At 68.8% G+C, this 24,547-nt stretch carries 20 protein-coding genes and 1 tRNA gene; 13 read left to right on the forward strand and 8 right to left on the reverse strand.

What is annotated here, in order from left to right; translation table 11 throughout:
* Positions 1-87 precede the first annotated feature (87 nt).
* A tRNA-Met gene (locus E6C64_RS16905) sits at positions 88-161 on the forward strand.
* Between the two features lie 118 nt (positions 162-279).
* Here E6C64_RS16905 and E6C64_RS16910 read toward each other — a convergent pair.
* Positions 280-1,578 carry an MFS transporter gene (locus E6C64_RS16910; protein ID WP_136428862.1) on the reverse strand — a complete coding sequence of 433 codons (1,299 nt, stop codon included), beginning with the start codon at positions 1,576-1,578 and terminating at the stop codon, positions 280-282.
* Positions 1,579-1,742: 164 nt separating this feature from the next.
* On the opposite strand from E6C64_RS16910, the gene E6C64_RS16915 reads away from it, so the two are divergent.
* A complete protein-coding gene (locus tag E6C64_RS16915) occupies positions 1,743-2,291 on the forward strand; it encodes a hypothetical protein (protein WP_136428863.1) in 549 nt (182 codons plus the stop codon).
* An 11-nt stretch (positions 2,292-2,302) separates the two neighbouring features.
* Here the strand turns inward: E6C64_RS16915 and E6C64_RS16920 are convergent, their stop codons facing one another.
* Positions 2,303-2,734, reverse strand: a complete 432-nt coding sequence (locus tag E6C64_RS16920; RefSeq protein ID WP_136428864.1) for a DUF3052 family protein — start codon at positions 2,732-2,734, stop codon at positions 2,303-2,305.
* A gap of 95 nt (positions 2,735-2,829) precedes the next feature.
* Between E6C64_RS16920 and E6C64_RS16925 the strand changes: the two genes are divergently transcribed.
* Entirely contained in the window at positions 2,830-3,642 is an 813-nt protein-coding gene (locus E6C64_RS16925; protein ID WP_136428865.1) for a carbon-nitrogen hydrolase family protein, read from the forward strand.
* Positions 3,643-3,774: 132 nt separating this feature from the next.
* Here E6C64_RS16925 and E6C64_RS16930 read toward each other — a convergent pair whose 3' ends face one another.
* The gene (locus E6C64_RS16930) at positions 3,775-4,974 is read right to left on the reverse strand and encodes an aminotransferase class I/II-fold pyridoxal phosphate-dependent enzyme (protein ID WP_136428866.1); all 1,200 of its coding nucleotides are present in this window, start codon (positions 4,972-4,974) and stop codon (positions 3,775-3,777) included.
* 73 nt (positions 4,975-5,047) lie between these two features.
* Between E6C64_RS16930 and E6C64_RS16935 the strand changes: the two genes are divergently transcribed.
* From E6C64_RS16935 to E6C64_RS16960, 6 genes are all read left to right on the forward strand, one after another.
* The gene (locus tag E6C64_RS16935; RefSeq protein WP_136428867.1) at positions 5,048-5,605 is read left to right on the forward strand and encodes a hypothetical protein; all 558 of its coding nucleotides are present in this window, start codon (positions 5,048-5,050) and stop codon (positions 5,603-5,605) included.
* Positions 5,606-5,682: 77 nt separating this feature from the next.
* A complete protein-coding gene (locus E6C64_RS16940) occupies positions 5,683-6,423 on the forward strand; it encodes a hypothetical protein (RefSeq protein ID WP_136428868.1) in 741 nt (246 codons plus the stop codon).
* 96 nt (positions 6,424-6,519) lie between these two features.
* Complete coding sequence (locus E6C64_RS16945; RefSeq protein WP_136428869.1) at positions 6,520-8,145, forward strand: S1C family serine protease; 1,626 nt, start codon at positions 6,520-6,522, stop codon at positions 8,143-8,145.
* Positions 8,146-8,276: 131 nt separating this feature from the next.
* Positions 8,277-9,359 (forward strand): glycosyltransferase family 2 protein, encoded by a 1,083-nt coding sequence (locus tag E6C64_RS16950; protein ID WP_438941873.1) that lies wholly within the window; start codon positions 8,277-8,279, stop codon positions 9,357-9,359.
* Between the two features lie 108 nt (positions 9,360-9,467).
* Positions 9,468-10,292, forward strand: a complete 825-nt coding sequence (locus E6C64_RS16955) for a CDP-alcohol phosphatidyltransferase family protein (protein WP_136429309.1) — start codon at positions 9,468-9,470, stop codon at positions 10,290-10,292.
* 3 nt (positions 10,293-10,295) lie between these two features.
* On the forward strand, positions 10,296-11,192 hold the full coding sequence (locus E6C64_RS16960) for a glycosyltransferase family 2 protein (protein WP_199241083.1): 897 nt from the start codon (positions 10,296-10,298) through the stop codon (positions 11,190-11,192).
* A gap of 96 nt (positions 11,193-11,288) precedes the next feature.
* Here E6C64_RS16960 and E6C64_RS16965 read toward each other — a convergent pair whose 3' ends face one another.
* Positions 11,289-12,824, reverse strand: a complete 1,536-nt coding sequence (locus tag E6C64_RS16965; protein WP_136428870.1) for a glycosyltransferase family 39 protein — start codon at positions 12,822-12,824, stop codon at positions 11,289-11,291.
* 286 nt (positions 12,825-13,110) lie between these two features.
* On the opposite strand from E6C64_RS16965, the gene E6C64_RS16970 reads away from it, so the two are divergent.
* Together E6C64_RS16970 and E6C64_RS16975 are read left to right on the forward strand one after the other, a co-directional pair.
* Positions 13,111-14,397 (forward strand): acyltransferase family protein, encoded by a 1,287-nt coding sequence (locus E6C64_RS16970; RefSeq protein ID WP_158437913.1) that lies wholly within the window; start codon positions 13,111-13,113, stop codon positions 14,395-14,397.
* Positions 14,394-16,898 (forward strand): glycosyltransferase, encoded by a 2,505-nt coding sequence (locus tag E6C64_RS16975; RefSeq protein WP_136428872.1) that lies wholly within the window; start codon positions 14,394-14,396, stop codon positions 16,896-16,898. Before E6C64_RS16970 ends, E6C64_RS16975 begins: the two co-directional genes overlap by 4 nt.
* 124 nt (positions 16,899-17,022) lie before the next feature.
* Here E6C64_RS16975 and E6C64_RS16980 read toward each other — a convergent pair whose 3' ends face one another.
* From E6C64_RS16980 to E6C64_RS16995, 4 genes are all read right to left on the reverse strand, one after another.
* Positions 17,023-17,904: a hypothetical protein gene (locus E6C64_RS16980; protein WP_199241084.1), complete on the reverse strand. Its 882-nt coding sequence runs from the start codon at positions 17,902-17,904 to the stop codon at positions 17,023-17,025.
* Positions 17,905-18,020: 116 nt separating this feature from the next.
* Positions 18,021-18,797: an ABC transporter ATP-binding protein gene (locus E6C64_RS16985; RefSeq protein ID WP_136428873.1), complete on the reverse strand. Its 777-nt coding sequence runs from the start codon at positions 18,795-18,797 to the stop codon at positions 18,021-18,023.
* Entirely contained in the window at positions 18,798-19,604 is an 807-nt protein-coding gene (locus E6C64_RS16990) for an ABC transporter permease (protein ID WP_136428874.1), read from the reverse strand.
* Between the two features lie 64 nt (positions 19,605-19,668).
* Positions 19,669-20,361, reverse strand: coding sequence for a phosphocholine cytidylyltransferase family protein (locus E6C64_RS16995; protein ID WP_136428875.1), 693 nt, complete (start codon positions 20,359-20,361; stop codon positions 19,669-19,671).
* 1,751 nt (positions 20,362-22,112) lie between these two features.
* On the opposite strand from E6C64_RS16995, the gene E6C64_RS19480 reads away from it, so the two are divergent.
* Both E6C64_RS19480 and E6C64_RS17010 read left to right on the forward strand, forming a co-directional pair.
* Positions 22,113-22,904: an ABC transporter ATP-binding protein gene (locus E6C64_RS19480; protein WP_233255732.1), complete on the forward strand. Its 792-nt coding sequence runs from the start codon at positions 22,113-22,115 to the stop codon at positions 22,902-22,904.
* 57 nt (positions 22,905-22,961) lie between these two features.
* Positions 22,962-24,533: a hypothetical protein gene (locus E6C64_RS17010; RefSeq protein ID WP_136428876.1), complete on the forward strand. Its 1,572-nt coding sequence runs from the start codon at positions 22,962-22,964 to the stop codon at positions 24,531-24,533.
* Positions 24,534-24,547: the final 14 nt, after the last annotated feature.

The following is a 24,547-nucleotide window of genomic DNA, read 5'->3' on the forward strand; positions in this document are numbered from 1 at the left end:
CGTCCATTTCCTTTGGCCGTCGGGTCGGTCGCCCGGTGAGCTCGGGTCGTGAGGCCGCCGGAAGTCTGGTAACGTTTCTCTTCGTGCCGCGGGGTGGAGCAGCTCGGTAGCTCGCTGGGCTCATAACCCAGAGGTCGCAGGTTCAAATCCTGTCCCCGCAACAGAAGAGAAGGCCCTCACCGCAAGGTGGGGGCCTTCTTGCGTGTGCCGATAGGTGGATGAACTGCCATTCTGCCGCTTGAGAGGCGCTTCAGGCGGCAGAAGTGGGCAGTTCACATCTCATTCGCGGGGCGCGGTCGCCTCGGCTGCCGGCACGGGCGCCGGGGTGCTGCCCGAGACGTCCGCGGGCGCCTTCTGCCTCCTGCTCAGCGCCTGGAAGGGGATCGCGACCGCGCTGATCGCCCCGCTCACGGCGAGCGAGAACGCATATCCGTTGAGGTCGGCGATCCGACCGAGGGGCGGCTGCAGGGCGACTCCGCCGACGCTGCCCATCAGGGAGTTGAATGACAGCACCGTCGCGCGCTGCTTCGACGGGATGAGGTCGTTGATGTACGACTGCTGGACCGGACCGCTGATCGCGAACACCAGCCCCCAGAGGACGAGCAGGGAGAGCGCCAGCCAGAACGATCCGGTGACGCCGAGGCTGAGCAGCAGGACGGTGCTGAGTCCGGCCGAGAGCAGGATGGTGGTCGTGCGGCGCCGGAACCGGCGGGCGATGACGGGGGAGAGGGCGCCGCCGGCGATCTGCGCCCCCGCGAGGATCGCTGCAGCCAACCCGGCGACGGAGTAGGCCTTGGGATCGCCCCACAGCTCGAGCAGGTAGGGCTGCAGCGCGTAGAAGACGTAGACGCCGACACCTGCGGTGAACGGCGACGCGAGCATGAGGTACCGCACCGGCGGATTGCCGAGTCCATGGGTGATCGACGAGCGGAACAGGGTTCGGACGGCTCGGGCCGGCCCCTCCGACTTGTCGGGCGTGAATCCGATGTCGCGCATCACCAGGAAGGCCACCACGAACATCACCAGCAGGATCCCGGCGCGGAGCAGGAAGGGCACGCCCAGGTTGGTCGCCTGCGCGATGGCGCCGCCGGCGACGGAGCCGAGCAGCGTCGCGACCCCACCGACGACCGTTCCCTTGGCGAAGACGGGCTCGAGCGGACCGTCGTACTCCGACGCGCGGAGCGCGTCGACGAGCCACGCCTCGACCGCGCCCGAGAAGAAGGTGAATCCGAGGCCGAGCAGCACCGAGACCAGCGCCCACGCCCAGAAGGGCGAGTGCCACAGCCACATCAGCCAGTAGAGCACCGTCGCTCCGGAGAGGGTGACCGTGCCGAGCAGGTACGAGGCGCGTCGGCCGACAGTGTCTGCGACCACTCCGGTCGGGATCTCGAAGATCACCATCCCGGCCGTGAAGAAGGCGTTCGCGGCGAACGCTTCGAGGTTGCTGAGGCCAGCGTCGAGAAGGAAGAGGGTGTTGATGCCCCAGATGAACGACGACGCCAACGTGTTGCCGAGCATCAGGGTGAGGTAGGTCCGCTGGATGCGACGGGCGGCCGGGATGGCAGAGATGGTGCTCATCGGGCTGCGTGCGTCATCTGTGCCTCCGAGCCCAGGCTAGTTCGCGGGTCGGGGCAGTGCGTCGCGCTCGATGCACCGCGCGGCGCGTCCGCCTCGTCCAGCGCTTCGCATCCCAACCCGCCGTGATTCGGCCGGAGGACGCCTGGGCGACGTAGCATGCCCGTGTGACGCTGAGGCCAGGAGCCAGAAGGCTCGGGATCGTCCTGGCCTGTGTGGTCGGGATCACGGCTGCGCTTACCGGCTGCTCGTCCGCGGGACCGAACACCCCGACGGGCGAGGTCGTCTCGGCCGTGGACTGCCTGGCGCCCAACATGCGCTACTTCGCCGACTACACAGTGACTCCCACGCCATCGCCTGACCCGGCCCACCTGCCCGCGCCCGAGGCGGGTCGCACGCCGCCCGGGTTCGTCCCAGCGTCGGCGGTGCTCTGCTCGGGCGATGTCGTCGACGGCTCGTTCTCGGTCACCGAGAGGCACCTCTCCGGTCCGATGTCCGAGCTTCGGGCGGCCCTCGCTGTGCGGAGCGACGCGCCGACCTCAGGAGCGTGCTCGGCCGACTACGAGATCGTGCCCGAGCTGTGGATCGTCGATTCGTCGGGCGACTCGGTGCGGATGGCCTGGCCAGTGGACGGCTGCGGCAAGACCAAGCCGGCCACCCAGGAGGCGCTGGACAGGCTCGACGTGAGCCAGACGATCGTCCACACGCTTTCCTGACTGCCGTGCCGTCAGGGGCGCTTGGCGGTGAGTGCCCAGTCGCGTCGATTCTCGCGACGCCAGACGACCTTGAGACCGGACCAGTCGACATCGAGCGCCGCCACCTTGACGTCGACCATGCCCAGGGCCAGTGCGCAGTTTCGGAGCAGATTCTCATCGATATCGCTCATATGGCCCGCTGCCTTGCGCGGCCAAGCAGCCCACACCGCGCCGTTGGGGTAGACGCGCTTACCCAGGTCGACCAGGCCTGGCATCACCCCGACCGCGGTCCGGTAGAAGGCGACCACGACATCGGCGGACGACCCCGACTCGTCCAGCCAGCGGACTTCCGGAGGCGGATTCGGAACGGTCCAGCCGTCGGGCGCATCGACGAGCTGCGCAGAGGTGCCGGGTTTCAGGCCCAGTTTCTTCCATAGCGGCGTGCTCGCGTATCCCGCATCCATAGGCAGAACCTAGTGCCGGCCCCCGACACCCGAACCCGGTCGGAGAACGGTCATGCACCCTGTGTCGGGGGCATCGCCGAAGCTAGGCTGGCGCGATGACGACGGACGCGCAGCTGGGAGTCGCAGTCGCGCAGTTCGCGCCTGGCCGCGATGCCGTGGAGAACCTCGACCGCATCAGGGGTCTCGCGCAGCTTGCGGTGCAGCGCGGCGCCCAGCTGGTGGTCTTCCCGGAGTACTCGTCCTACTTCTCCACCCCGATGGACGCGAGCTACTCGCGCAACGCCCAGCCGCTGACGGGCCGCTTCGTCACCGGCCTCATCGAGCTCGCCGCGCGCCTCAAGGTCACCCTGGTCGCCGGCTTCGTCGAGCAGATGCCTCAGGGCCAGAAGTTCTCCAACACCCTCGTGGCGGTCGACGGCACGGGCATCCTCGCCACCTACCGCAAGCTGCACCTCTATGACGCGTTCGGCGAGCGGGAGAGCGACTGGGTCGTGCCGGGCGAGCTGACCCCGCCCGAGATCTTCCAGGTGGGCGGCATCAGGGTCGGCATGCAGACCTGCTACGACATCCGCTTCCCGGAGGTGACGCGCGTGCTCGTCGATGCGGGCGCCGACCTGGTTCTGGTCCCGGCCGAATGGGTGCGCGGGCCGCTCAAGGAGAATCACTGGCGGACGCTGGTCACCTCGCGGGCGATCGAGAACACCATCTACGTCGCCGCGGCCGATCACGCGCCACCCATCGGAGTCGGCAACAGCCTCATCGTCGGACCGATGGGCGTGCACATGGTCGAGATCGGCGAGGCGACCGATGTGGCCGTCGCATGGATCTCCACCCAGCGGCTCGCTGACGTGCGTGCCAAGAACCCCGCCCTGAAGCTGCGCCGGTTCAAGGTCGAACCGATCGGCTAGTCCCGCCGATCAGGCTCGCCCGCGTCGATCAGGTCGCACCGGCCTGATCCGCGGTCGAAATGATCCGGTCGGCCTGATCGGCGGTCGATCGCCTGATCCGCGCGGATGCTTCTGAGCGGCTGGGCGTGCGCGTCAGCGGCGCAGGGCGCTCAGCTGGGCGGAGGCGCGCTCCAGCACGTCCAGGCGCTTGCAGAAGGCGAAGCGGACCAGCGATCGGTACTCGCCCGCGAGCTCGGGATGGCAGAAGGCGGAGATCGGCACCGCGACGACGCCCGCGAGCTCGGGCAGGGTGCGGCAGAGCTCGGCTCCGTCATCGAAGCCGAGCGGGGCGGCATCGGCGACGATGAAGTAGCCCGCCTTGGGCTTCGTGATGGTGAAGCCGGCGGCGGTGAGTCCGTTCGCGAGCACATCCCGCTTGGACTGCAGCTCTGCGGCGATGCCGGTGAACACCTCGTCGGGCAGGCGGAGGCCCAGCGCGATGGCCGGCTGGAACGGCGCCCCGTTCACATAGGTGAGGAACTGCTTGACGGCGATGATCGCCTGCAGGATGGCCGGCGGAGCGGTGATCCAGCCGATCTTCCAGCCGGTCGTGTTGAACGTCTTGCCCGCGGACGAGATGGTCACGGTCCGCTCGCGCGCGCCCGGCAGGGTGCTGATCGGGGTGTGGATGGTGCCGTCGTACACGAGGTGCTCGTAGACCTCGTCGGTCACGATGATCGCGTCGTGCTCATGCGCCAGCTCGACGAGCAGGGCGAGGGTCTCGCGGGAGAAGGTGGCGCCGGTCGGGTTGTGCGGGTCGTTGACCAGGATGAGGCGGGTGCGATCCGTGACCGCAGCCCGTAGGTCGTCGTGGTCGGGCTGGAAGTCGGGACGGCGCAGCGGCACGGTCGTATGAGTGCCGCGGGCGAGATCGATCACGGCGCCGTACTCGTCGTAGAACGGCTCGAAGGTGAGCACCTCGTCGCCCTCGTCGACCAGGGCGAGGACCGTGGCGGCGATGGCCTCCGTGGCGCCGGCGGTGACGAGGACCTCCCGGTCGGGATCGAGACCGATCCCATAGAAGCGCTGCTGGTGCTCGGCGATCGCGGTACGGAGCGCGGGGATGCCGGTCGCTGGCGGGTACTGGTTGGCTCCCGCGGAGATCGCCGCACGCGCCGCGTCGAGCACCTCGGCGGGGCCGTCGTAGTCGGGAAACCCCTGCCCCAGGTTGATCGCCCCTGTGCGGGTCGCGAGGTTGCTCATCTCGGCGAAGATGGTGGACCGCACCGAGCCGTCCGCGTCGAGAAGGAGGGCGCCGCGCGCCGCGCGCTGCCAGGAACCGCTGATCGTCACGGAAGAGACGCTACAGGCGCCTCGCCTGTGGATAACTTCCCCGCTGTGCCGCGGAGTTGTCTACGGTGAAGCCATGAGCGAGCGCTCTCGGAGCCGGACGGCCGCCGTCCTCATCGCGGGGCTGGCGACAGTGCTGGTGCTCGTGGCTTGCGCGCCGACGGCGGAGGCGCCTACTCCCACGGCGTCATCGACCGCCCCGACCCCGTTCTTCGCGAGCGACGAGGAGGCCCTGGCCGCCGCGACCGCTGCGTATGAGTCGTATCTGGAGGTCAGTGACCAGATCGCCGCGGATGGGGGAGCAGACCCAACAGCACTTAAGCCGCTGGTCTCCGTGGAGGAATACGAACGCCAGGAACAGTCCTTTTTGGGCTTCACCGAACGTGGTCTGCACGCGGAGGGTTCATCCCAAGTCGATTCGGAGCGTTTAGAACAGGCAAATTTGGTTGTCGGAAATGTGTCTATCTACCTCTGCCTCGATGTCAGCGAAGTTCGTCTGATGGATGACGCCGGAGTAGACAACACTCCGGTCGACAGGATGGACAGACTTCCTCTGCAGGTTGCTTTCGCGTCGGAAGGCGAGTCTTTGTTGATTTCTCAGAGCTCCGTATGGTCCGGCGACAATTTCTGCTGAGCGGCGCGATGGCGTTCGCGCTCTTGGCGCTCGCAGTACCGCAACCAGCGTCCGCGTGGCCAACTTCATGTAACGCGGTGGACGCGCAGCTTGGCAGTTGCGACCTTCCAAACCCGCCCGCCGCCTCCGGCAGCGTCGACGACGACCACGTCGACCTCTCCGCCGGGGTGCACGGCGATACGGGTGAGCATGAGCCCAACGTGGGCCTCGATGACGACTCGAACGGTGATCCGCTCGACCCCGTGCAGGAGGATGCGCCCTGCGACCCACAGGGGGGCCTGATCGCCTGTCGAGACGAGTTCATCATCAACCTCGCTGGAACCGACCTGCCGTGGCAGGAGATCACGCTCGCGGACATCGCCAGCTTCCTGCCGGAGGACCCCGAGCAGGCCGCCGAGCCCGACGGCTGGGCCATCGTGGGCCTACCGGCCAACTTCGTCGCCGACGCCCGACAGCATGTCGTTCCCGGAACGCTTCTCGGCCTCCCGGCGGAAGTCCGCTTCACTCCGACCGGCTACCTGTGGGACTACGGCGACGGCTCCAGCGCACGATCGACCGGGGGCGGATCGACGTGGGAGGCACTCGGCCTCGACTGGTTCGCTGTGACTTCGACAAGCCACAGCTATGAATCGCGTGGCGCGGTCTCGGCGGTCCTCACCATCTCCTACCAGGCCGAGTATCGTTTCGGCGGGCCGACCTGGAACCCCGTGGTCGGCATCCTGGATGTCACCGACGACCCGCTGGCCATCGTGGTCGCCACGGAATCGACCGTCCTCGTGGGCGGTTCGTGCGGCGAGGATTCGTCCCTCGGCTGCTAGCCGAGTCATAGACAACGGTCAGCACGCCTACAGCGCTGCTTAGCTGTTCGGTCAGTTTCACCCGGGATGCTTGGTCCATTCGGAAGGAGCACCACCATGACCGAGACCCCGCAGAACCCCGAGGGTCAGCCGGGCGTCAGCCCCGATTCCGCCGCATCCGCGGCTGGCTCGGCTACCGGCGACAGCACCACGCAGCCCGCGACACCCCAGGCCGCTCCCGCGCAGGCACCCGCCGCCGGCGACACGGCGGCGAGCGATGCGCGAATTACCGAGGCGTCGGCAACGCCCACGAACCCCACCAACTTCGCGGCCCCCGCCGCACAGGCCGCACCCGCAGCGCAGCCTGCAGCACCGAGCGCCGCAGACGCGACACCGACGGCCGTCTACGCAGCCCACATCGCGCCGCATGCTCCCCAGGGCGCCTCGTTCGGCCCGGCAGCGGTCGCCGCTCCGCCGACCACCGATTCCGCGCAGACCGGTCCCGGTGCTCCGAAGGCACGCCGCGGACGCCGACTCATCGTCCCGCTCGTGGCGGCGCTCGCCGTCGGAGCGATCATCGGCGGCGCCACCGGCGCCGGCGTCGTCCTCGCCACCGGCGCAGACTCCAGCAGCACTCGGGTCGTCAGCGAATCGGACGGCTCGTCGTCCAACGTCGTCGTCAACCGGGCGTCGGACGCCACGACTGTCACGGCGGTGGCGGCAGCCGTCTCGCCGTCCGTGGTGACCATCGAGGTGAGCGGCAGCAGCTCCGCCGGCACCGGATCGGGCGTCATCCTCAGCGACGACGGCTACATCCTCACCAACACCCACGTGGTCACCCTCGACGGCGCAGCCGCCGACGCGACCATCAAGGTGCAGACCAGCGACGGCAAGTACTGGGATGCCACCGTCGTCGGCACCGACCCGATCGTCGACCTCGCGGTCATCAAGCTCACCGATGCCAGCGGGCTCACCCCGGTCACCTGGGGCGACTCCAGCCAACTGAACGTCGGCGACAGCGCCATCGCGATCGGCGCACCCCTCGGCCTCAGCGGAACCGTCACCGACGGCATCGTGAGCGCGCTCAACCGCAGCATCACGGTCGCCTCGTCGGCCGTCCCCGAGACCACCGAGGGCGACTCGACCGACTCCGGAGACTCGGGCTCGGGCAACGACTTCTGGAACTTCGACCTGCCCGGCCAGAGCGGCACCACCACGGCCACCGCATCGATCTCTCTGCCGGTCATCCAGACCGACGCAGCGATCAACCCCGGCAACTCGGGCGGCGCGCTGCTCAACAGCGCCGGTGAGTTGATCGGCATCAACGTCGCTATCGCCAGCGCCGGCGGCTCGAGCAGCTCGAGCAGCCAGTCCGGCAGCATCGGCGTCGGCTTCTCGATCCCGTCCAACCTCGCCAAGCGCGTGGCGAACGAGATCATCGCCGACGGATCGGCCACCCACGGCCTGCTCGGCGCCAGCGTGCAGGACGCCTCGACTGGGGACAACACCTCCAGCATCGCCGGCGCGTACATCGCGCAGGTCTCCAACGGAGGCGCGGCTGCGGACGCGGGCATCAAGGCGGGCGACATCGTCACGGCCGTCGACGGCAACGCAGTGGGATCGGCGACCGACCTCACCGCGCAGATCCGCTTCCTGGCCGGAGGCGCGTCCACGACGCTGACCTACGTCCGCAACGGCACCACCTACGAGGCCGACGTCACCCTCGGGACCTACACCCCGTAAGTCCCAGCCTCACCGCGGTACCAAGCGGCTCCCTGCTCCGGGATTGTTCGGAGCAGGGAGCCACCTGTCGCATCGCCGAGCGGCCGCTGGTCGACCGAGCCGCCGGGGGAGCCGCTGATACACTCCGGACGATGGCACAGCACCTCGGATCCGCGCCTGCACCGATGCCCGGGGATCCTGATTCGGGACAGGCCCTTCCGGCGGTGTCGTACGTCATGCCGGTGCTCAACGAGGCGGCCCATATCGCCGCCGCCGTCGCCAGTCTCACCGCCCAGGACTACTCCGGCGACTTCGAGATCATGCTCGCGCTCGGCCCCAGCACCGATGGCACCACCGAGCTCGTCGAGGCGATGTCGGCCGCCGATCCGCGTGTCCGCAGCGTCGAGAATCCGCTCGGTACCACCCCCGAGGGCCTCAACCTCGCCATCCAGGCCACCAGCAATCCGGTCGTGATCAGGGTGGATGCGCATTCCGCCCTGCCGACCGACTATGCGCGGATCGCCGTCGAGACTCTGCAGCGCACCGGGGCCGCCAACGTCGGCGGCGTGATGGATGCGGTCGGTGTCACCCCCTTCGAGCAGGCCGTCGCCCTCGTCTACGGCTCCAAGTTCGGGCTTGGCGGGACCCCGCACCACGTCGGCGGACAGGAGGGGCCGGCGGAGACCGTCTATCTCGGCGTCTTCCGTCGCGATCGCCTCGAGGCCGCCGGACTGTTCGACGAGGGCGTGCGACGCGGACAGGACTGGGAGCTCAACCGCCGGCTGCGAACCATGGGCGAGACCATCTGGTTCAACCCCGCGCTCAAGGTGACCTACCGGCCGCGCTCGACGCTGCGCCAGCTGGCCCGGCAGTTCCTCAGCACCGGCCTCTGGCGTGGAGAGCTCGCCCGCCGCAACCCGACGCAGAACAGCATCCGCTACTACGTGCCGCCCGTCATGGTGCTCTCGGTCGTCGTCGGCTTCGTGCTGGGACTGTTCGGCGTCGGTCAGGCCATCGCCAAGAATCCGCCATGGCTGCTGCTCGGCCTGTTCGCGCCCCTGTTCTACCTCGGCTTCCTCGTCTTCGCGACGGTGACCGTCGCGCTGCCCCACGGCCTCCGCACCGCCCTGCAGTTCCTCGTCGTGCTGCCGTGCATCCACTTCTGCTGGGGGATCGGCTTCTTCTTCGGGGTCGCCAAGCTCACCAGCAACATCCAGGCCTACACCGGAAGGTGACCCGTGTCCCTCGGCGCCCCTGACGAAGGGGATTCCCCTCCTTCGCTCGACCCGACCGCCCCGCTGCGCCATCCGGATGGAGCGGCATCCGGCGGCTTCGGCACACCCGTGCCCGCCCATGGCGCCCATCCGACCTCGATCGCCGAACTCCGCCGCGTCGCACAGCCTCCCGAGGTGCGCCAACGCGCCAACGCCGAGCACTGGACCGCGTCGCTCTACCTCCGCGACCTGTCGCCCTACCTGACCTGGTTCCTGCTCAAGACCTCGATCTCGGCCAACGGCGTGACCGGGCTGATGATCCTGGTCGGCTGGTCGACCGCCGCCGCGCTGCTCATCCCCGGGATCGGCGGCGCCGTGCTCGCGCTGATCCTCGGCCAGCTGCAGATGCTGGTCGACTGCTGCGACGGCGAGGTCGCCCGCTGGCGCAACCAGTCGTCGCCCGCCGGGGTCTTCCTCGACAAGGTCGGCCACTACACGACCGAGGCGCTCATCCCGATCGCCCTCGGCATCCGCGCGGCCGGCTATCCGTTCGAGGCGCCGGCCGACTTCCTGTGGACCACGATCGGCTTCGCGCTCGCCCTGACCATCGTGCTCAACAAGGCGCTCAACGACATGGTGCACGTCGCCCGCGCCAACGCCGGACTGGTCAAGCTCGCCGATCGCAAGGAGGAGTCCGTTCCGTCGCAGCGCCTCGTCGCCCGCCTCCGTCGCGCCGCGCGCTTCGTGCCGTTCCACCGGCTGTACCACTCCGTCGAATTGACGATCCTCGCCTTCGTGACCGCGGTGATCGGGGGAGTGCTCGCACTCGCCGGCGTCGCGGACGGCGAGATCATCGCCGACCGCTGGCTCGTCGGCATCCTCGCTCCGCTCTCGCTGCTGGCGCTCGCAGGACACTTCGTCGCGATCCTCGCCTCGCGCCGCGTCCGGGCTTAGGGCATGACCTCCCTCGTGAACCCGCTGCCGCGGGTCGGAGCCGTCGTGCTCACCCAAGGCACCCGGCTCGACGACCTGCGCGCGGCGCTCGCGAGCCTGACGGCGCAGGACGGGATCGAGCTCGACCTCGCCGTCGTCGGCAACGGGTGGGATCCGGCAGAGCTCGGTGAGGGGCTGCCCGCGGGTTCACGCGTGGTCGCGCTGCCGGAGAATCTCGGCATCCCCGCCGGACGCAACGCGGGTGCGGACGTCATCTCGGGAGACTGGATCGTCTTCCTCGACGACGACGCGTCCCTGCCCTCCGCCCGATTCGTGCTCGATGCGATCGCGGTGATCCAGCGCGATCCGACCATCGGAGCTCTGCAGCCGAGAGTCGACGATCCGACCGGGCTGACCTCGCCGCGGCGCTGGATCCCGCGGATCCGCAAGGGCGATCCGAGCCGCTCGAGCGCCGTCTTCTCGCTCTGGGAGGGGGCGGTCGTGCTGCCCCGGCAGGTCTTCGATCAGACCGGCGGCTGGGCGGACGAGTTCTTCTACGCCCATGAAGGCATCGATCTGGCCTGGCGCGTCTGGGAGACCGGACACCGCGCCTGGTACGCCGGCGATCTCGTCGCGCATCACCCGGTGATCCAGCAGACCCGACACGAGTACTACTGGCGGCTGAACGCCCGCAACCGGGTCTGGCTCGCGCGCCGCAACCTGCCGGCCCCGCTCATCCCGCTCTACGTCGCGTCATGGACGGGCATCCAGGCGCTGCGATTCGCCCGGAACCGCGGCGGCCTCCGACCGTGGATCGCGGGCTGGCTCGAGGGCTGGCGCGCCGATCCCGGCGTGCGCCGCCCCCTCCGGTGGCGCACCATCCTCCGGATGACCCTGGCCGGCCGCCCACCCATCGTCTGAACAGCGCCGAATTGCCACAAATGGCTCTCAACACGGCAGTTTGCGAGCCATTTGTGGCAATTCGGGGCAGTTCGGGGCAGGGGCAGGGAGCTAGAGCTAGAGCTGGCGGGTCAGCTTGTAGACGACCGAACTGTGGCAGTCCCACTGCTGCTCGACGGCGAAGCCCAGGTCGGCGAGCTCCGCCATCTGGTACTGGTCCGGCGGGCTCCCCGGCGCGCGATACTGCACGGCCCAGACGGTGTCGACGTCGGCGAACCGACCCGCGACGGTCGGCACCTTGTAGGTACGGTCCCACCAGTAGTCGTTCTCGTCGTATGGCACGTCCAGCAGGATGTTGCGCAGCCCGGTGAACTCCGCAGGGTAGACCCTCTGGGCGAGCCGTGGGCGCGCCGACACCGGCGTCAGCTCGTCGAACACCAGCGCGTCTCCCGGCGATGCGTTGGCGTGGATGATCGCCGCGGATTGCGCCCAGTCGCTGCCGACCTTGGCGAACGGCGTGCGCTGCTGCACGTAGCTCGGCAGCGCGGCCAGGGTCAGGAGAAGCACTCCGGCGATCGCCACTCGCGGGCGCAGCCGGGCGAGTGTCGCCCCGATGAGGACGGCGACGGCCGGCGCCGATCCGACGAGATAGCGGTGAGTGAACACAGGCACGGCGATGTTCAGCAACAGGAGGAGCGCCATCGGCGTGAGCGCGATGGCGACGGCGGCCGCGATGCCCGGTCCGCCCCGATCGTCGCGCGCCGACTCGAGCCACGGTCGGCCGCCCGCCCGGTGGACAAGGACGGCGACCAGGGGAAGCAGCATCGCCGCGATCGCGAGCGCCGCGTAGACCGGATTGCCGAACCAGGTCGTCACCAGCACGGCATAGGGGTTCGCCGCATCGCGCTCGTAGAGGTAGTCGAGCTGGTTCCGCTGCTCGATCGCGAGTCGGATCAGCGGGTCGAGCGCGATCAGCGTGCCGACCGCAGCGGCGAGGAAGCTCAGCGGGGCGATCCATCGATCTCGCGTTCCGCGTGTGCTCTTCGCGCGCGCCCGACGCCATTGGAGCGCCACGACCACGGCATGGGCGGGCAGCACGAGGACGGCGAAGAGGAAGAGGTATGACGCGCCCGTCATCAGGGCGGCGTACAGCAGCCAGAGGAGGCCATGCCGGATCGGTCGCGCGGACGGTCGTGAAGCCGAGCCGAGGATGGCGACGAGCAGCACCGAGGCCCAGATCACCAGCGCCGCGGACAGGGCGAACGAGCGGGTCTCGGTTCCGACGAGCGTGAGACGAGGCAGCAGCACGACCACCGCTGCGGTGAACAGCGCCGCCCGTCGACCCGCCAGCTGTTGGGCGAGCACCACGGCCCCGGCCGCCACGATTCCGATGGCGATGGAGCTCGGCAGCCTCGCCATGACCGGCGAGAAGCCGAAGAGATCGATCCAGAAGTGCAGAAGCACGTAGTAGCTGCCGTGCACCGCGTCGACGGTGTGCAGCAGCTCGGGCAGGGTCGACAGTGGGCGACGGGCCGACATGATGCTCGCCGCCTCATCGCCCCAGAACGACGGGATCCACGATCCCGAGACGCTGACGATCGTCGCGACGAGACCCGCAACGGCGGCCATGGTCCGGGTGGAGGCGCCCGTCACCCCGTCTCGCAGCCGTCGGAGCGCCTCTGCATCGGAGCGATAACGATTGCCTGCGAACCTTCCGCAGGGCGCTGCGCAGCCCGGTCTGCGGAACGGGCGCCTGCGTACACTGGACCATACTGACCGCCGGGGGTGGCCAGAACCTGTCAGTGGCCCGCACCGCGCGGGCGGAAAGCACGTGCTCCGCCGGCCACTGAGACACCCGACGTGAGGATGAGGTCGACGTGAATCGAACGCCGACCCCGGCAGTGGATTCCCTGTCCTCGTCGCGATGGCGCGTGGCGCGATGACCGAAGACACCCGCCTAGTGCGCAGTGCTCCCGCGGCTCAGCCCGCGCCCGTCGGACGCCTGCAGTCCCTCGACGGCCTCCGCGGCTGCGCGGCCTTCGTCGTGCTGATCCACCACGCGGCCCTGCTCTCGCCCCTCTGGCCGGGCAACGCGGCGCCCGCTGCGGCCCCCCCGTTCTCCTTCATCTGGTGGGCGAACGAGACGCCGCTCAAGCTCCTCTCGGCGGGCACTGAAGCCGTGATGGTGTTCTTCGTGCTCAGCGGCCTCGTCGTGACGCTCCCCGTGCTGCGGCCGAAGCCGTTCGACTGGATCGCCTACTACCCACGACGGGCGGTGCGCCTGCTCGCGCCGGTTCTCGGATCGGTCGTGCTGGCCGCCATCTGGGTGATGGCGTTGCCGCAGATCAGTCCGCAGGACGAGGGCACCTGGCTGAGCTCCTCCAGCACACCGGACTTCTCCTGGGAGTGGATCGTCAAGGCCGGAGACCTGTTCGGCGGCGACGGGCAGATCAACAACCCGCTCTGGACCCTCCGCTGGGAGATGATCTTCTCCCTGCTCCTGCCCGTCTTCGTGATCCTCGCCGTCGTGCTCGCCCGACGCTGGGTGCTCGTCACCGCCGCGGTCGTGCTGCTGACCTGGCTGGGCGAACGGGTCGGCGCCTCATCGCTCAGCTACCTGCCCGCCTTCCTGCTCGGCGCCCTGCTCGCCGTTAATCTCGATCGCGTCCGTGAGCTGTCGACCCGACTCAGCGGCACCGCCAAGGGCCGCGCCACCTGGGCCGGGATCGGCGTGCTCGGCGGACTCATGCTCGTCGGCCGCTGGCTCGCCTCCCCGGTGCTCGACACGGTGCCCGAACTCGAATTCCTGCTCCGCGGTCTGACGCCGCTCGCGGCGATGCTGATCGTGCTGTCGGTCATCGGCTCTACCGCTCTGCGAGCGTTCTTCAGCTCCCCGGTGCCGCGCTTCCTCGGCAAGATCTCGTTCAGCCTCTACCTCGTGCACGCGCCGATCGTGATCTTCTTCTTCTACGCCTTGCAGGGTCGGCCGCTGATCGTGGCCCAGGTGGTGGGCATCGTCGTGTCGCTGATCGTCGGCACGCTGTTCTGGTGGGCCTTCGAGAAGCGGGCGCACCAGTGGTCGATCTCGGCCGGCAAGGTCGCGTCGGCACGGTTCTCCGCCTACCTCGGCCGTGGTGCCAGCACGGAGCCATCCGGCAGATCGCATGACGGGTCACGTCCGACGGGCGAGCAGCAGAACGACGACGACCGGGGGAGCGGATCATGAGACTGCCCGTTCGCGGGCTCGCCCGCAGACTGCATCGTGCCGGCATGTCCGAGGTGCACGCGCACTGGCGGCGTCAGCCGATCCAGCCCGACACCGTGCTCTACGAGTCGTTCGCCGGCAACGGCATGCTCTGCAACCCCGAGGCGATCTTCCGCCGACTGCTGGAGCTGCCCGAGTTCGCGCACCTCACCCACATCTGGGCGATCGCCCACCCGGAGGACTACGCCGGCACGCTGGCCGAGTTCGCCGGCCGCTCCGATGTGCGATTCGTGCGCCGTGGATCGTCGGACTACCACCGGGCACTCGCGACCAGCGGCTTCCTCGTCAACAACGCCACCTTCCCCCCGCAGTTCAGCAAGCGGCCGGGACAGATCTACCTGAACACCTGGCACGGCACTCCGCTCAAGCACATGGGCTTCGATACGCCCGACGGCCCGTCCGCTTCGGCGAACACCATGCGCAACTTCGCGGCCGCCGACTACCTGCTCGCCCAGAACCCGTTCATGACGCAGACGATGTATCGGAGCGCCTACAAGCTCGAGGGCCTCTACAACGGCGCCATCATCGAAGAGGGCTACCCGCGGGTGGACCGGCAGACGCTGTCCGACACGCAGGTCCGGGACGTGCGGAGGGCGCTCGACCCCAGCGTCGGCGCCGATCTCGAGCCCGATGCCCGCAGGATCGTCGTGTTCGCGCCGACCTGGCGAGGTGCGTCGTTCCAACGTCCGGACGACAACATCGACCAGATGCTCGAGGCGCGCGACGAGTTCGCTCGCGCTCTCGACCCCGACCGGTGGCGGGTCCTGCTCAAGGTGCATCAGGCCGCCTACGCCCTCGCCGCTCGGCGCTCAGGGGTGGCGGACATCCTGGTGCCGAACTCGCTGCCGACCAACCAGCTGCTCGGCCTCGCCGATGTCCTCGTCACTGACTACTCGAGCATCTTCTTCGACTTCCTGGCCACCGGTCGGCCGATCGTCTTCTACACGCCCGACCAGACCGAATACGCGCTCGGACGCGGTCTCTACCGCTCGCCCGAGCAGCTGCCCGGTCCGCAGTTCATCGATGCCGGCGACGCGGCGAAGGCCGTGCGCCGAGCGATCGACGGCCTCGGCGATCCAGACGGTCTCGGCGACCCCGACGAGGTCGCCCGATACGCGGCGGCTCAGAAGGAGTTCACCCCGTTCGACGACGGCGGCGCGAGCGATCGGGTGATCGATGTGGTCTTCCGCGGCAACACCGCGGGGCATCGTATCCACCGTGAGCAGCAGCGACGTCCGAGCCTGCTGCTCCACCTCGGAGCGATGCGCCCGAACGGCATCACGACGTCGGCGTTCAACCTGGTCAACAGCCTCGACCACGAGCACTTCGACGTCACCGTCACCTACCCGGGCGGCCCTGCCGCGACCAAGATGCTCGAGACGCGGTTCATGAACCGATCCGTCCGGCACATGCCGAGGGTGGGCGGGCTCAACGGGTCCAAGACCCAGCACCTCCGGAGGACCATCGCCGATCGGCGCGGACGCGGCGAGCTCGACCTCACCGACCCCGCCGAGCAGCAGGTCTGGGAGGACGAGTGGACGCGCTGCTTCGGCGACTTCCGCTTCGACGACGTCATCGACTTCAGCGGCTACGGCCCGCTCTGGGCGCGACTGCTGCTGCACTCGCCACAGGCGACGCGCTCGATCTGGCTGCACAACGACATGGCGGCGGACGCGCGCAGATCCGTGCACGGCAGGCTGATCCACTTCCGGAGCCTGAGCGCGGTGTTCGCGCACTACAGCTCCTACGACAATCTCGTCTCGGTCTCGAAGTCCCTCTCCGAGATCAACCGGCGGAGCCTCTCGGATCGCGCTCCGGCGGACAAGTTCCGCTATGCCCGCAACTGCATCGACGGTGCGGGGATCCGCGCAGGTGCTTCACTGCCGATCGAGTGGATGGATGACTCCGTGCCGGCGCCGCCCGGCCTCGGGGTGCCGCGCAGTTCCGCGTCGGAACGGATCTTCATCGCGGCTGGACGTCTTTCGCCGGAGAAGAACTTCGGGCGACTCATCCGGGCGTTCGCGCGGGTGCATGCGTCACAGCCCGATACGCGTCTGGTGATCGTCGGCGGGGGACCGCTGCGCGCGTCGTTGTCGGACCTTGCGGCGTCGCTCGGCCTCGCCGATCGCGTGCATCTCATCGGCCAGCAGGCGAACCCCTATTCCTTCCTCGCCGCCGGGGACTGCTTCGTGCTCTCCAGCGACTACGAGGGTCAGCCGATGGTGCTCCTGGAGGCAGCAGTCCTCGGGCTGCCCATCGTCACGGTCGACTTCCCCTCGGTGCGGGATGCCCTTCCCGCGGGAGCGGCCACGGTGGTGGCTCAGACGGATTCGGCGCTGGCCGAGGGCATGATGGCCTACCTCCGTGGTGAGGTCGAGGCCGCCGAGTTCGACGACGTCGCGTACAACCGCGAGGCCGTCTCCGAGTTCATGACCGTCGCAGGCATCCGCTCCGCCACCTGAGGGACGAGGCCGTCGGCCCAAGCCTTGGACCAACCATCACGGCGCTTTGGGCGACGGCGCGGATCGGTGGTCGAGCAGGCGCGCCGGCGCCGTATCGAGGCCCTCGACACGGAGGCCGAGATGGTCAGCGATCGAGCGACGGCTGGTCCGCGGACGCGTTGGAGGAGTCCGCCGAGTCGGTCTTCGCCTTCCCACCCGGGAGTGCCCGACGGGCGCCCTGGCCGAGGGACCGCAGACGCGATCCACCCTCGCGTGGAGCTCGCGGCTCCTTGGGCGCTTTCACCGCTTTCGGCTCATGGGGCAGCTTGATGACGGGCGCCAGCTCCGACGGGAAGTCGAATGGGGGAGGGGGGAACGCCGTCCGTGCGCTCTTGATCACCCGACGCCCGAGGATGTGGTTTCCCGCACCGCCGATGACCGCTCCGACGCCGAACGGGACGAGGCGGCCGATGACCGATCCGCCCTGACGCACGACGAAGTGCTTGAGGAAGGTGTTCTTGAGCCGATCGGTGAGCTGTCCGACGAGCGCCTTCGGCAGGCTGCTCGTGATCATCTCTCCCCAGTAGATGGAGCGGCCCGGACCGCCACGGCCGATCGACCCCGCGAACTGCTTGACCAGGTCCTGTCCGCCGGTGCCGAGCATCATCGCCATCACCAGCGAGCGTGCGCGTTCCGGCTCGATCACCGCGATGCCGTGCACCTCGGTGACCGACTGCGCGAACAGCGCGCTGGTCTCGAGGAATCCGGCAGTCTCGACACCGCTCAAGGCGAGAGCTGCACCCGTGCCGATGCCGGGTACGACGGCGCTCGCACCCACGGCAGCCCCGCCGGTGGTCACCGCCGTCAGATAGTGCCGTTCGAGGATCGAGATCACCTCGGCGGGAGAGGCCAGCGGATGCCGCTTGCGGATGGCGCGGATATTGGCGAGAACGACGGGCCTCTGCACCGAGAGCAGCTTGTCGAAGCTCTTGGTCACGGCCCCAGGCAGCGGTGCATCTTCCGGCATCCCCGGATTCTACGGAGCGACGCTGGGTCCCGCGATCAGGAAACAGGGGTCACGGGTGCGGACTGCCCCACCGAGCGCGCCTGGGCGAGAGCGGCCCGATTCGAAGCAGGTATCGGTCAGGTGCCGGTGTCGCGCGCGTATCGGGCGAGCACCTCGTCGATCGGCGCATCCAGCACGAGCTTGCCCTTGTCGAGGTACAGCCCGCGGGTGCAGAAGCGCCGGAGATCCTTCTCGCTATGGGAGACGAAGAACAGGGTGCGCCCGCCGGTGAGGAGCTCGTCGATGCGGGCGTAGCACTTCTCCCGGAAGCCGCGGTCCCCGACCGCCAGCACCTCGTCGACGAGCAGGATGGGCTCCTCGAGCCGCGAGATGACGGAGAAGGCGAGGCGCGCCTTCATCCCGCTCGACAGGTGCTTGTACGGGGTGTCGACGAAGCCGCCGATCTCCGCGAACTCGATGATCTCGTCGAAGCGCGCCGCGATCTCCTTCTTGGGCATGCCGTGCAGGCCCGCCGTGAGGAACACGTTGTCGCGCACGGTCAGGTCGTCCACGAAGGCGCCGGTGATCTCGATCAGCGGCGCGACCCCGCCGCGGACCGCGACCGTGCCCTCGTCGGGGAGCACGACCTCGGCCACGAGCTTGAGCAGGGTGGACTTGCCCTGACCGTTGCGGCCGACGACCCCGATGGCCTCACCACGGCCGACCGAGAAGCTGACATTGCGCAGCGGCCAGAAGTCGTCCGGCCGGCTGCGTCGTGAGCTGCCCGACAGAAGATCCTTGAAGCTGCGACGGCCACCCCGATTGCGACGGAAGCGGATCCCCGCTCCGGTCACCTCGATGACGGGAGCCTCTGCGACCCGATCGCGCGACGGGCTCTGAGCAGGATTCGTCACTCAGATCTCCTTCAGCACAGCGCGCTCGCTGCGGGAGAAGACGAGCAGGCCGATCAGCAGCAGAGCCACGGAGACGACGATCGAGCCGCCGACCAGGAACCAGTCGAGCTCCTGCGCGAAGAAGGTCGCACGGTAGAGCCCGAACAGCCCGGTCAGCGGATTGAACGCCGACCAGAAGTGCAGTCCGGCCGGCAGATCAGAGGCGCTGTAGACGATGGGGGATGCATAGAAGAGGAACCGGAGCATGAGCTTTACCGCACGCTCGAGATCTCGGAAGAACACGACGAGCGGGGCGACGATCAGTCCGATCCCGACGGTCAGGATCGCCTGGATCAGCACGGCGAGCGGGAAGAGCACGATCCATCCGCTGATCGGGGCGCCGCCGATGATCGCGAACACGGCGAGCACCGGAAGGCTGAAGAGGTACTCGATGCCCTTGGACAGCACGAGCCGGCCGACCCAGATCGTGCGCGGGATGTTGGTGGAGCGCACCAGCTTGGCCTCGCGCAGGAACGCCCGGGTCGAGTCGCTGACGGCACCGTTGAACCACATCCAGGGCAGCAGCGCCGCCAGCAGGAAGACGATGTACGGCTCCTCGCCCACATCACGCTCGAAGACCTTGGTGAAGACGAACCAGTAGATCCCCGCCATCACCAGCGGGTCGAGGATGGACCAGAAGTAGCCGAGCGCCGACGTGGAGTAGCGGACGCGCAGATCACGCGCGGTCAGCAGCCAGAGGGTCTCGCGGTACCTCTTGAAGCCTGTCGAGCGCGCCGACGCTGGCGCTTCGAGAACAGCTGAGGTCACGCGAGCACTCTACCCGGCGGCGCTCAGCCGTTCGGGTAGCGCGCTCAGGACTCGGAGGACCGAGTCAGAGCTGGAGGTTGGCCCGCTCGAGATCTTCGGCGAAGTCGACCTCGACCGCGTAGAGGTCGGTGATGTCGATGGGCTCGACGAGCATCCGCTCGCTCTGGATGGCCGTCTCGATGCCGCGCTCGAAGTAGTCCTGGGCGCCCACCCGGCTGAGGTGGCGGATCAGCATCGCCTTGTCGCGCGAGGAGATGTAGTTGATGCCGACCGCCTCGCCGAGCCCTCCGCGAACCGTCTTGGACAGCTCCTGGAGGTAGCCCTCGGCGCTGGTGGTGTACTTGACCTCCTCGTCGGAGACCGACGAGGTGTTGACGGTGACGAACGAGTGGTCGCGGGCGATGAGCGGCAGGGTGCGGTCGAGCACGGCCGGGTCGAAGACCACATCGCCGTTCATCCAGAGCACTCCGCCCGCGGATGAGGCCTGCAGGGCGCGCAGCAGGCTCTTCGAGGTGTTCGTCTGGTCGTACTTCTCGTTGTAGACGAAGGACGCTTCGGGGAACGCCTCGATGATGTGCTCGAGCTTGTAGCCGACGACGACGGTGACCTGGGCAGCGCTGCCGAAGGTGTGCCGGATGTTGTCGAACTGCTGGCCCATGATGGTGCGGCCGTCACTGAGCTCCGTCAGCGGCTTCGGCAGTGATCTTCCGAGCCGCGAACCCATGCCCGCGGCGAGGATGACGATCTGGGTGGTCATGTCGCGCTCCTAAAACAGTCGTCTCGTGGCGAGCCGACTGGAATGCGACCCGCGCGCTGCAATGAACCCCCAATGCCGCGCCTTGTATCCGACACCCCGTCATGTCACATCCAGTTTACCTATGCGACGTCGAAGAGGGGTATATTGCGGCGCCCGTCCGTGTCCGGATCGTTAGGTTCGCGACAGCCATCTGAGGGACGTCTGAGAGTGGGCTCCGCATCGGGTCCGAAGGGTCGTCGAACAATGCCCACCCTGATAAGGCGCAGAATTCGGACGCATGGCGTTGATAACCTCGACCGGTGAGCACCGCACCCGACCGTCCCGAATCCTCCGCAGCCGCCGAGGATCCGACGACGTCAGCCGATGCCGCCGAAGAGACGAAGTCCAGCCCCGCACCCGCGCCCCCGGCGGCGAAGCGCAAGCCTGCCTCTTCGTCTGCGGGCGCTCGAAAGAGCACCCGGCCGAAGACGTCGGCTCAGAACGACACGAAGTCGACGGTGTCGTCGACGGCCGATCGATCCGAGAAGGAGCCGGTGGTGGAGGCCGAGTCGACGGAGGCCGAGCCGACGGGTATCGAGCGGGTGGACGTGGAGTCCGTGGAAGTGGAGCCGGCGGCCGAAGCGATCGTGGACGAGCCTGAGGCGGTCGCCGTGAAGTCTGAGTCGGCGATGCCCGTCGAGGACATCATCGAGGCGGAGCCGGTTGTCGAGGCGGAGCCGGTTGTCGAGGCGGAGCCGGTTGTCGAGGCGGAGCCGGTTGTCGAGGCGGAGCCGGTTGTCGAGGCGGAGCCGGCTTCCGTTGGATCCACGGACGCGGTCCCGCCCGCGCGCGCCCGGGTAGAGCGCCCTGCGCTCGCCGCGCTGCGAGCGCCGCATCCGCCGAGCGCTCGCGTGGCCGCAGTCCTGGCGGAGTCGCAGCCGCGGTCCGGCTCCTCCGAGTCCCGTGACGCTTCGGTTCGCGAGACGGCGCCCACCGCGCCCGCCGACTCGACCGGGACTCCCGCCACCTGGCAGCAGCGACTGCAGAGCCTCTCGCGCACCGTGGCGCCCCTGATCAAGGCTGCATTCAGTCCCGTTCCGACCGATGCTCCTGCGGCATCGACCGTCACCCAGAGCGTGCCGTCGTCGGCCGCCGCCTCGACCGGAGCCATCGAGATCCTCGACCTCGATGCGGCGAAGAATCAGACGCACGCTCCCGTCGCGGCGGCCCCAACGGCGGACCGCAAGGCCCCGGTTCAGCGTGACGCCCGCGACGAGGATGCGGCGCAGGTCACGCCGGCCGCTCAGCCGCCCGTCGACGAGCCCGCTGAGCCGACTGTGGAGCGGACGGCTGAGTCGACCTCTGAATCGACCTCTGAATCGACCTCTGAATCGACCGACGAGCCGGATCACGATGGCCTCTCGGCGCTGTCCGCCCTCGTGCACGAGACGGAGCAGGAGAGCGCTCAGGAGACCGAGCAGGGGATTCAGGCGAAGCCTGCGCGGAGAGCCGACAACGGAGTCTCTGAGGCCCCGCGACCGGCCGGCCGGAAGGTCGAGGAGGTCGAGATCGAGGAGCTGGTCGAACTCGCCCCGACCTCCGTCGTCTCCGTCCCCCCGACCCCACCGATCGGACCGCAGCTTCTCGACGAGGCGAAGTCCCTGGTCAGCTCCACGATCGACGCCACCCGAGCGCGAATCGCCGCCCGCACCGCGCCGCGCAACGCTGCCCGCACCCAGCCGCGCACTCCGCGCCGGGCCTCCGCGAAGCCGATGCGGATACCGGCACCGGAACGCGACCTGGGTGAGGCGGTCCTCGAGATCGAGGGTCTCACGAAGCGGTTCGGCGAGCAGATCGCCGTCGACGACGTGGCACTCGAGGTCAAGCAGGGCTCGTTCTACGGGATCGTGGGCCCCAACGGCGCGGGGAAGACCACGACGCTGTCGATGATCACGGGCTTGCTGCGCCCCGACTCCGGCCGGGTGCTGGCGCACGGCGTCGACGTCTGGAAGGAGCCCGCCCGGGCCAAGCGGATCATCGGCGTGCTGCCCGACGCGCTCCGCCTCTTCGACCGGCTCACCGGCGCCCAGCTCCTCTACTACTCCGGCGCCCTCCGCGGGCTCGACAACGAGACGGTGCGCACCCGAGCTGCCGACCTGGCGACCGCCTTCGGGATCGAGGACGCGGTCGATCGCCTCGTCGCGGACTACTCCGCCGGCATGACCAAGAAGATCGCGCTCGCCGCCGCCATGATCCATTCGCCCCGACTGCTCGTGCTCGACGAGCCGTTCGAGTCCGTCGACCCGGTGTCGGCGGCGAACCTCAACGAGATCCTCCAGCGCTACGTGGCGAGCGGGGGCACCGTCGTGCTGTCCAGCCACGGCATGGACTTCATCCAGCGCGTGTGCGATCACGTCGCGATCATCGTCAACGGACGGGTTCTGTCGGCGGGAACCATGGACGAGGTGCGGGGGAGCGCGTCCCTCGAGGAGCGCTTCGTCGAGCTGGCCGGAGGCCGCAAGGCGGCCGAGGGCATGGAGTGGCTGCACAGCTTCACGGACTGACGCAGACCACGACACATACATGACCACGGTTCCAGCAGGGCGAGAGGAGGGCAGCACATGATCCGGGATTTCCTGAGCCTCAAGCTGCGCCTGCTCGCGAACGCGTTCAAGCGCAGCCCGTGGCAGGTGGTGGGGCTCGTGCTCGCGATCGCCTACGGCCTCGGCATCACCATCCTGGCCGTCGTCACCCTCGTCCTGCTGCGGTTCGCCGAGGTCGAGGTGGCTCGCGCGATCGTCGTGATCATCGGATCGGCGCTCGTGCTCGGGTTCGCCCTCGTGCCGCTGGCATTCGGAGTGGACGACACCCTCGACCCGAGACGCTTCGCCCTGTTCGGCATCGAGAACACGCGGCTCGCCCTCTACCTGCTCTTCGCCGCCCTCATCAGCGTCCCCTCCTTCGTGATCATCGTCTTCGGAGGGGTGTCGGTCTTCACCTGGGCGCGGGACTTCGGCTCCTTCGTCTTCGGGGTGCTCGGGGCCGCGCTGGCGATCGCCACATGCATCGTCGTTGCCCGCGTCAGCACCTCGGTGGCCGCATTCCTGCTGGCCACCCGTCGCGCTCGAGAGTTCACCGCCCTGCTCGGCATCCTGGCCTTCGTGCTCATCTCGCCCGGGATCATCGTGCTCGCAGGCGTGAACTGGCAGCGCGACGGCCTCAGCGCCGCGACCGCCCTCGCCGACGGCCTCGCCTGGTCGCCGCTCGGTGCGGCCTGGTCCGCTCCCGGCGACGCCGCCGAGGGCAACTACGGGCTCGCGATCCTGCGCATCCTGATCGCCGCGGCGTCCTTGGTCGTGCTGCTGGTCGTCTGGCGCGCTCTGCTCGGCTGGATGCTCGTCACGCCGGAGCGCGAGGCGCGAGCCCGGCACTACACGGGGCTCGGCTGGTTCGACAGGCTGCCCAGCGGACCGACCGCCGCGGTCTCCGCGCGCAGCGCCACCTACTGGCTGCGCGATCCCCGCTACCGCGTCTCGCTCATCATCATCCCGATCACCCCGCTGCTGATGATGATCCCGCTGCTGGTCGTCGGAGTGCCGAGCACGCTGCTCGCTCTGCTGCCCGTGCCGGTGATGAGCCTCTTCCTCGGATGGGCGATGCACAACGACGTCGCGTACGACAGCACCGCGATCTGGATGCACGTCGCCTCCGGGGTGAAGGGGCGCGCCGACCGGATCGGACGACTCTTCCCGGCGCTCGTGCTCGGCATCCCCGTCGTGATCCTCGGATCGTTCATCAGCGCCTACTTCTACGGGCAGTGGAACGTCGTCGGCGGCCTCATCGGCGTCAGCTCGGCGCTGCTGTTCGCAGGTCTCGGCTTCTCCAGCCTGATCTCCGCACGGTTCCCGTACCCCGTCGTCAAGCCGGGCGACAGCCCCTTCGCCCAGCCGCAGAGCGCCGGCGCCACCACGGCGGCCGTGCAGTCGATCGCCTTCCCAGCCGCGCTCATCCCTGCCGCTCCGGCGATCGTCTTCGCCTGGCTCGGCTTCTTCACCGACCCGCGCTGGTTCGTCGCCTCCCTCGTGTCCGGCGTATCGCTCGGCGTCGTCGCGCTGGTCTTCGGAGTGGCCGTCGGATCCTGGATCTACGACCGCCGCGGACCCGAGCTCGTCGGCGCCGCGACGCGAAGCTGATGGCAGCCGTCGGG

Origin of the sequence: Naasia lichenicola (assembly GCF_004801885.1) — a bacterium.
Classification (GTDB): Bacteria; Actinomycetota; Actinomycetes; order Actinomycetales; family Microbacteriaceae; genus Naasia; species Naasia lichenicola.